We start from the raw sequence: 9,641 nt of genomic DNA, 5'->3' as shown, positions 1-9,641 counted from the left end.
CGCCAGGTCAGCAACGACGGAACCCGGCGCGTGCTGGCCAAGAAGCTCGGCAACGGCGACGTCGCGGTCGCCCTGTTCAACCAGGGCGGCAGCACCACCACGATCAGCACCACCACGATCAGCACCACCGCGTCCGCGATCGGCCTGACGGGCGCTTCGTTCACCCTGCGCGACACCTGGACGAACACCGCCGGCACCAGCACCGGCACCATCTCGGCCGCCGTGCCCTCGCACGGCACCGTCGTCTACCGGGTCAGCGGCGGCACCACCCCGACACCGACGCCCACCCCCACGCCCACGCCGAGCGGGCCACCGGGCGGATGCACGGCGACGTACCGGCTGGTCAACGACTGGGGCACCGGCTTCCAGAGCGAGGTGACCGTCACCAACAACGGGCCGTCCGCACTCGACGGCTGGACCGTGAACATGACTCTGGCCGGCGGCCAGACCATCACCAGCCTGTGGAACGGCGTGAACACCGGCACCACCGGCACGGTCACCGTCAGGAACACCCCCTACAACGGCACCATCGCCGCCAACGGGACGACCACCTTCGGCTTCACCGCCAACGGCAACGGCTCGACCGCCCCCACCAGCGTCACCTGCACGAGCCCATGACCGAACGCCATCTCAAGGAAGGTAAGCAGGCATGCGACAAATCAGCACTTTGCGCCGACGAGTGGCACTCTCGGTCGCGGCCATCGCTGCACTGTCGACGGCCGGTGTCGGTGTCGCCGCGACACATGTAGCATCGGCGGCCGCAGCCGGATGCGAGGTCAGCTACACGGTGACCAACCAGTGGCCCGGAGGCTTCGGCGCCAATGTGAGCGTTAACAACCTGGGCGACCCGATCAACGGCTGGAAGCTGACCTGGGCGTTCCCCGCCGGTCAGACCATCACCCAGCTGTGGAACGGCACCTACACCCAGTCCGGCTCCCAGGTCACGGTGTCCAACGTCAGCTACAACGGCAGCATCCCCAGCGGCGGCAGCACCAGCTTCGGGTTCAACGGGAGCTGGAACGGCTCCAACCCGGTGCCGACGAGCTTCGCCCTCAACGGCGTCACCTGCACCGGCGACGTCTCCACGCCCACTCCCCCGGTCACGCCGCCGCCCTCGTCGAGGCAGCCGTGTGACATCTACGCCGCAGGCGGCACGCCGTGCGTGGCGGCGCACAGCACTACCCGTGCCCTGTACGCCTCCTACAACGGCCCGCTCTACCAGGTACGCCGTTCCTCCGACAACACCACCCGGGACATCGGGGTGCTGAGCGCGGGCGGGGGCGCCGACGCCGCCACGCAGGATTCGTTCTGCACCGGCACGACCTGCCTCATCACCATCATCTACGACCAGTCAGGTCGCAACAACCGCCTCACCCAAGCACCTCCCGGCGGGTTCCCCGGCCCGGCCCCGGGCGGATACGACAACCTCGCCAACGCCACCAAGGCACCGACCACCGTCTACGGCCGCAAAGCCTACGGCGTCTACGTCGATCCCGGCGTCGGCTACCGCAACAACACCACCAACGGCATCGCCAAGGGAGACCAGCCCGAGGGCATGTACGCCATCTTCGACGGCACCCACTACAACGGCGGCTGCTGCTTCGACTACGGCAACGCCGAGACCAACAGCCGCGACAACGGCAACGGCACCATGGAGGCCATCTACTTCGGCAACATCAAGGTCTGGGGCTACGGCGCCGGCAACGGCCCCTGGATCATGGCCGACCTCGAGAACGGCCTGTTCTCCGGCGTGAACCAGAAGTACAACGCCAACGACCCCACCATCAGCCACCGCTACCTGACCGCCATCATCAAGGGCGAGCCGAACCACTGGTCGATCCGCGGCGGCAACGCCCAATCGGGCAACCTGTCCACCTTCTACAACGGGCCACGTCCCAACGTCGCGGGCTACAACCCGATGAAGAAGGAAGGGGCCATCATCCTCGGCATCGGCGGCGACAACAGCCACGGCGCCGCCGGCACCTTCTACGAAGGCGTGATGACCTCCGGCTATCCGACCGACGCCACCGAGAACGCGGTCCAGGCCAACATCGTCGCCGCCGGCTACAGGTGAGTCGGTCAGGTGAACCAGCCACCGGGATGACCGAGCCCCGCACCCGACGATGCGGCCTCGCGGGGCCGGCACCTCGGCGATCCACCCATCCCTAAGGAGAACTCAGTGCGCTTCAGCCGACATCGGCGCTGGCTCGCGGCCGCGACGGCCGCGGCGCTCGGCGCCCTCGGGCTCGCGACAGCCGGCTCCGCCCACGCCGCTGAGGGTTGCCGGGTCACTTACACGGTGACCAACCAGTGGCAAGGCGGTTTCGGCGCCAACGTGACGATCGACAACCTGGGCGATCCGGTCAACGGCTGGAAGCTGACCTGGTCGTACACCGCCGGACAGACCATCACCCAGCTCTGGAACGGCTCCTACACCCAGTCGGGCGCGCAGGTGACCGTGAGCGACGCCGGCTACAACGGCGGTATCCCCAGTGGCGGCAACGCGAGCTTCGGGTTCAACGCCACCTGGAACAACACCGCCAACCCCGTCCCTGCGACCTTCGCCCTCAACGGCACCACCTGCACCGGTACCGTCACCACCACTCCCTCGCCGACCCCGTCGGTGCCGCCGACCGGCACGTCAACGGCCTGGCAGAACGGGAAGTTCGTGGTGGACACGCCCAACGTGGTCCGCCGGTCCAGCATCGTGTTCAGCCGGGCCAACGCCACCGCCAGCCAGTTCGCGCCGCTCGGCAACGGCACGCTGGGAGCCGCGGCGTGGGGAGCGAACGGCTTCACCGCGCAACTGAACCGCAACGACACCTTCCCCGACCGCAAGTCACCCGGCCAGGTCGTCATCCCCGGCCTGAGCAAGCTCGCCGGGGCCGCCGACTTCAAGGGATACCTGGATCTGTACGACGGAACGCTGTACGAGTCGGGTGGCGGGATGACCCTGAAGGCCTATGTGCGGGCCGACACCTCCCAACTGGTGGTGGACGTCACCGGGGCCGACCCCAACAGTTCCCAGACGGCGCAGGTGAAGCTGTGGAGCCCGCGCAACCCCAGGGCCGAGGCGTCGGGCTCGGTGGCGACGCTGTCGGAGAGCTGGACCGACTGCTGCGGGGGCGGCACCTCCGGCCAGACGTTCGGCACGATGGCGGGCGTCAGCGCCGGCGGGCGCAACGTGCGCGCCGCCAACCCCGACTCGCGGACCGCGCAGGTGAGCTTCCAGCCCAACCCCGACGGGTCGTTCCGGGTCATCGTGGTCTCCCCCGGCTGGAAGGGCGGCAACGCGCTGACGACGGCGACCACCCTGCTGGGCGGAGATCTGACCCGGGGCTCCGCCGACCTGGCCGCCGGCACCCTGTCCTGGTGGCACGACTACTGGAGCTCGGTCGGCCTGATCAAGATCACGTCCAGCGACGGGTCGGGCGAGTACTTCGAGAACATGCGGACGCTGTACCTGTACAGCATCTCGGCGAGCAACCGCGACACCTACCCGGGCACCCAGGCCGGTGAGGCCAACCTGTTCAACGTCGGCCAGGACACCCAGCCCTGGTATCCGGCCGGGTACTGGTTCTGGAACCTGCGAATGATGATCCAGGCCAACCTGTCGGCCGGTGCCTTCTCGCTGAACACGCCGATGTTCACCCTCTATCGGAACAACCTGAGCGACATCGCGGCCTGGACGAGCGCGCGCTATCCGGGTCATGAGGGCATCTGCGTGCCGGAGACCATGCGGTTCAACGGCAACGGCACCTGGTACGCGGGCAACGAGTCCTGTGACTCGGCCATCGCCCCCTCCTACAACTCGCAAACCGTAACCTCCGGCGCCGAGATCGGCCTGTGGGTCTGGCAGACGTACCTCGCCACCGACGACCGCGCGTTCCTGTCGGCGAACTACCCGATCATCCGGGATTCGGCGAAGTTCCTGCTGTCGCACGCCAGAACCGGCTCCGACGGCCTGCTGCACACCCACTCCAACGCGCACGAGACGCAATGGTCCGTGGATGACCCGATCACCGACGTGGCCGCGATGCAGGCGCTGTTCCCGGTGGCGGTGTCGGCGGCCCAGACGCTCGGCATCGACGCCGACCTCGTCACCAGGCTCCGGACGGCGATCCCGAAGATCCGGCCGCTGCCCAGGACCGATTTCGGGCAGACCCAGGTGCTCGGCCCGTCCTCCGACGCCGCCGGGAACAACATGCTCGCCCTGTCCGCGCAGCCGACCGCGGCCAAGCACAACGTGGAGAACCTCGGCCTGGAGCCGGTGTGGCCGTACAACCTCATCGGTGACAGCGGCAACCAGTCCGACCTGGCCAAGCGCACCTTCAGCCACCGCAGCTACATCACTCAGACCGACTGGAGCTTCGACGCGCTGCACGCGGCGCGGCTCGGCCTGGGCAACGAGATGCGGACCGCCCTGATCGCCAACATCAACAAATATCAGGTCTTCCCCAACGGGTTCGCGAGCTGGGATGCCACCAAGCTGACCAACCCGTACCTGGAGGAGCTGGGGGTCACCGCCGCGGCGGTCACCGAAGGCCTGGTCCAGGACTACGACGGCACGCTGCGCGTCGCCCCCGGCTGGCCGACCGGATGGGACGCCGACGGGACCGTGTACATCCAGCACAAGGGCAAGGCCCACGTCCAGATCCGCAACGGCACCCTGGTCACCGTCGCCGTCGAGGCGGGAGCGAGCGGGGACATCGCCGTCCGCAACCCCTGGCCCGGCCAGAACGTCACGGTCGTGAACGGCAGCGGTGCCACCGTGCTGACGAACCAGACCGGCGCCACCATCACCATCCCCGCGCAGGCCGGCACGCCGTACCTGATCCAGCGGGCCTCGGCGCCCACCACGTCCCTGCCTTTCGCGTCGGTCGGCGGCAGCCCCGCCACCGCGGCCAAGCGCCTCGGCAACCGGAGCATCGGACTGTGACCGCGGACGCGGGAGTACGGCTCGCCGAGGTCCGGGTGGCCCGGCCTCCGTCTCCCGCGCCGATCTCCACAGTCCGGCCTCGGGGTCGTCTCCTGGCGGCGACCCCATCCGCTCGGGGACGACCCGACCCGGAGGCCGGGTCGTCCCCGACACCAGTCCCCGAAGGGAGAACCCGCCGTGTCAAGAGTCAGACGATTGCTCCGGCGCCTGCGCGCCGCGGCGGTCGTGACGGCCGGAGCCGTTCTGGCCTCGGGCAGCGTGCTGACCGCGGTCACCGTACCCGCCCAGGCCGCCACCTCGATCACGATCAACGGAACGTCGGGCGGCCGTACGCTCGACGGCGTCGGCGCGGTCAGCGGCGGTGGCGGCAACAGCCGCCTGCTGATCGACTATCCCGAGCCGCAGCGCTCGCAGATCCTCGACTACCTGTTCAAGCCCGGGTACGGCGCGAGCCTCCAGATCCTGAAGGTCGAGATCGGCGGCGACACCAACTCCACCAGCGGAGCGGAGGCCAGCCACGCCCACTTCCGCGGCGACCTCAACTGCGACCGCGGGTACGAGTGGTGGATCATGGAGCAGGCCAAAGCCCGTAACCCCGGCATCAAGCTGGTGGGCCTGGCCTGGGGCGCACCGGGCTGGATCGGCAACGGGACGTTCCTGTCCCAGGACATGATCGACTACTACCTGTCCTGGCTCAGCTGCGCCAAGCAGCACAACCTGACCATCGACTACCTCACCCCGGTGCAGAACGAGCGAAAGTGGGACGTCAACTTCTCCATCAACGTCCGCAACGCGCTCAACGCCAACGGCTACGGCAACGTCAAGCTCATCATGGGTGACCAGTATCCGGGCTGGGTCGGAGCCGACCAGGCGGCCGGCAACCCGGCCTTCCGCAACGCGGTCGACGTGTTCACCGCCCATTACCCGTGCGGCTACCTCGGACCACAGAGCTCATGCCCGACCCCGGCCAACTTCCTCAACTCCGGCAAGCAGTTGTGGGCGGGCGAGAACGGCTCACAGGACTACAACGGTGGAGCCAAGGCGATCGCCCGCGGCGTCAACCGCGGCTACATCGACGGCAAGTGGACCGGCTACCTGCACTGGAACCTGCTCGCCGCGATCACACCGAACATCCCCTGGCCGACGGTGGGGCTGATGGTCGCCAACCAGCCATGGTCGGGCTGGTACTCGGCCGGCAAGAACCTGTGGGCCATGGCCCACACGGGACAGTTCACCGCCCCCGGCTGGAAGTACCTGGACACCTCCAGCGGCTACATCGGCGGCAACCGCAACAACGGCAGCTACGTGTCGCTGAAGTCGCCGAACAACCACGACTACAGCACCATCATCGAGACGATGGACGCCACCGCGGCCCAGACGCTGAACTTCACCGTCACTGGCGGCCTGTCGACCGGACAGGTACACGTGTGGGCCACCAACCTCAACTCCAGCAACTCCGCGGATATCTTCCAGCACACCGCCGACCTCACCCCCTCCGGCGGGAACTTCTCCCTGACCGTCCAACCGGGGTACCTGTACTCGATCACCACCACCGCCGGGCAGGGCAAGGGCAGCGCCGTCAGCCCACCGCAGGGATCCCTGAGCCTGCCCTACACCGACGACTTCGAGGGCTACGCCACGGGCAGGGAGCCCAAATACCTCATGGCCATGCAAGGGGCCTTCGAGGCAGCGCCTTGCGGCGGCGGCCGGACCGGCACCTGCGTGCGGCAGGCGACCCCGCAACAGCCGATCCTGTGGAAGGAGAACGCCACGCCGTACGCGCAGCTCGGCAACACCGCCTGGAACAACTACACGGTCTCCTCCGACGTACTGCTGGAAAAGCCCGGTTATGCCGAGCTGATCGGCCGGGCCGGCACCGAGGACCTCAAGCCATGCGGGCTGAACGCCTACTACCTGCGGGTCAGCGACACCGGCGCCTGGTCGATCCTGCGGAACAACACCGGCTGCACCTTCACCACGATCGCCGGCGGCACCACCGCCGCACTCGGCACCGGCCGCTGGCACAGCCTCACCCTTGGCTTTTCCGGAAGCACCATCACCGCCACCATCGACGGCACCGTGATCAGAACAGTGAGCGACTCCACCTTCTCGGCCGGTCAAGTCGGTTACGGCACCAGCCAGGGCGAGACCGCCCAGTTCGACAACCTCAAGGTCGTCGCCGGCTCCGGCAGCCCGGGCGATGGATCGACGTTGCGCAACGTCAACGCCGGCCGCTGCCTGGACGTGCCGGCCCTGTCGCAGACGAACGGCACGCAGGTGGCGTTGTGGGACTGCAACGGCGGGACCAACCAGCAGTGGACCTACACCTCGGGCAAGCAGTTGCAGGTGTACGGAACCAAGTGTCTGGAGGCCGGAACCGCGAACGGCACCAAAGCGATCATCTGGGACTGCACCGGGCAGCCCAACCAGCAGTGGAATCTCAACGCGGACGGCACCGTCACCGCCCCGCAGCCCGGCCTATGCCTCGACGCCAACGCCGCCGGAACCGCGAACGGAACGCAGGTGATCCTCTGGGCCTGTAACGGCGGGAACAACCAGAAGTGGACACGTAGCTGATTCGGTCACCGGTCGCCCTCGCCGGAGCCCGTCACTCATGCTGGCCGGAGGGCACAAGACGTCCGGCTGACGTTCGGATGGCCGGTTCGATCTCCCGAGCCGGCAGGAGCACGCAGGTATGATCTCGGGGCGCGCGGACTGGCCCGCCCCGGGGTCGGAAAGCCTGTACGAAACCCGCACAGAGCCCGCAGAAAGCCGGTCGTTCACCTCAGTGACCGTGCCCCATCGAATGCGGCTCGTGGTGGCGGGCAAGGAATTGGAGGTGTTCGCGGTGGCCGCCCGCCGGTTACCGCCGCGTCGTGCCGTACCACGCGGCGGCGGGGATCGGCACCGATCCGGCCTGTGGATGCGCAAACCCTGTATGGGCGGATCGCTGGTATGTCCGCAGCTCTGCGGCTGATACCTACAGCTCACCATTGTCGGGCTCCGGTTGATCGCTCGCCCCGGAGGGTATTGCGTCGGCATGCCGATCTGGTGAAACGCCGCCGAAGCCACCGATCACGGCAGCCAGGGCTACCGCAGACGTGACCCCACGATCATCGTGATGACGAAATAATCCACAAACAACCTCCGACTCAGCAGACTCCACAAAGACGCGTTGGCCACCAGCTGCGATCCCACCCAGGACCAAAGGTTCGGCCTCGCGCTCACTGGCTGGATACGAGTATGAGCTGGTCTCGAACCGGCTGCCCGGCAGCGACATCACGCGGGGCAGGTTCGACCTCACCGAGGTGACCGGGGCCGAGCGCGCAGCCTATCCCGCCGACGAGGCGCGGCTGTCCGGCGGCGCGCGGATCACTGTCAGGCGAAGAGACCCACCGTCGCGCTCGGCGGAGCGGCGGGCGCCACGTTCTTCGTTGCCGCGGGCGAGGACGGCTACCACGGCCTGGCGCTCGCCTGCCGAGCGCATGGCACGAGCGAGCAGGTCCGGGTCGACGGGCGCGCGATGCGGGACCTACGAGCGAGGCATCCTGGTGAGGACCGGCCCCACCATTCGTAGCAACCCGGCCGGGACGCTCCCCGGCCACGCGCACATCACCGCGACCCGTTGGTTGTCCTTCTCCGCGTCGATGACCTCGAAGCGAGCTCTCACCGAGTTTCGCCCGCGAAGAACGCAACTGCTGTTTCAAGAAGTACATCTTCTCGCGCAACTCCTTGTTCTCCCGCTCCAGTTCCCGTGTGACGATCGCGAGAAGATCAAGACAGAACACGTCCAGGGTCTACTCAGCCATGCCGCAGTGAGCGTGAGGTCGAAGACCGGTTCCGGCGCTTGCTTCGTCGCCCTCCCCTCGTGACCCAGCAGACTTCAATACAGCTTGGACGTGTCTCAAAGGATCGTGAGCCAGTCGTTGATGGCAGCGATGTGGACGGTCGCTTCGTAACGAACGGCGAGTTTGTCGAAACGGGTGGCGACGCCGCGGTGGCGTTTGAGCCGGTTGATGCCACACTCCACCGCTGAACGGGCGCGGTAGTCGGCCGGGTCGAAGGACGGTGGGCGACCGCCGCGACTGCCGCGCCGCTGCCGGGCGGCTACACGATCGGCGGGTTCGGGAATGGTGCAGCGGATACGACGGGAGCGTAGATGCGCCCGGATGGCGCGGGAGGAGTAGACCTTATCGGCGCGGATGAGCTCGGGTCGGGTCCGGGGACGGCCCGATCCCAGCCGCGGCACCCGGATAGCGGCCATGACCGCAGGGAACTGCGGCGCGTCCCCGCGTTGCCCGGCCGTCACCACCAGCGCCAGCAGCCGCTGGCCCTGCTCGCACGCCAGATGCAGCTTGGTCGACAGGCCGCCCCGGGACCGTCCAAGGGCGTGATCGGCAGGCTCGGACCGGACTCCGCCGGGCGGCTCGGCCTGCATCTCACCGAGTCGAGCCGCACCGGCCGCGTGCTGATGGGCCCGGCAGACGGTGGAGTCCACGCCGACCTGCCAGCCGATCAGGCCCACAGCGTCGGCCAGGGACTGCAGCCGGGTGAGGATCTGCTGCCAGGCTCCGGCGCGCCGTTGATCACGCACTTCGAGACACTCCCTAGGCCGGATGGCGCCAGGGCATCACGGGCGCGCGGTGGTCGGAGGCGAGGCCGTGCAGCGGGCACGGTCGGCGCGCCTCGCGGGGGCACAGCA

General features: G+C 68.2%; 5 protein-coding genes. 4 read left to right on the top strand and 1 reads right to left on the bottom strand.

Annotation, left to right across the window (positions count from 1 at the left end; all coding sequences use genetic code 11):
* The 4 genes from ACWEPL_RS64145 to ACWEPL_RS64130 form a co-directional block, all read left to right on the top strand.
* On the top strand, positions 1 to 618 hold a 618-nt coding region (locus tag ACWEPL_RS64145), incomplete at its 5' end, for a cellulose binding domain-containing protein (RefSeq protein WP_452442775.1).
* Between the two features lie 31 nt (positions 619 to 649).
* Positions 650 to 2,074 carry an arabinofuranosidase catalytic domain-containing protein gene (locus tag ACWEPL_RS64140; RefSeq protein WP_452442774.1) on the top strand — a complete coding sequence of 475 codons (1,425 nt, stop codon included), beginning with the start codon at positions 650 to 652 and terminating at the stop codon, positions 2,072 to 2,074.
* A gap of 105 nt (positions 2,075 to 2,179) precedes the next feature.
* Positions 2,180 to 4,939 (top strand): cellulose-binding domain-containing protein, encoded by a 2,760-nt coding sequence (locus ACWEPL_RS64135; protein WP_452442772.1) that lies wholly within the window; start codon positions 2,180 to 2,182, stop codon positions 4,937 to 4,939.
* 177 nt (positions 4,940 to 5,116) lie between these two features.
* A complete protein-coding gene (locus ACWEPL_RS64130; protein ID WP_452442770.1) occupies positions 5,117 to 7,516 on the top strand; it encodes a ricin-type beta-trefoil lectin domain protein in 2,400 nt (799 codons plus the stop codon).
* Positions 7,517 to 8,843: 1,327 nt separating this feature from the next.
* Here the strand turns inward: ACWEPL_RS64130 and ACWEPL_RS64125 are convergent.
* Positions 8,844 to 9,533: an IS5 family transposase gene (locus tag ACWEPL_RS64125; protein ID WP_452442768.1), complete on the bottom strand. Its 690-nt coding sequence runs from the start codon at positions 9,531 to 9,533 to the stop codon at positions 8,844 to 8,846.
* Positions 9,534 to 9,641 lie beyond the last annotated feature (108 nt).

This window comes from Nonomuraea sp. NPDC004186, assembly GCF_053603495.1.
This window is presented reverse-complemented; position numbering and strand designations above follow the sequence as displayed.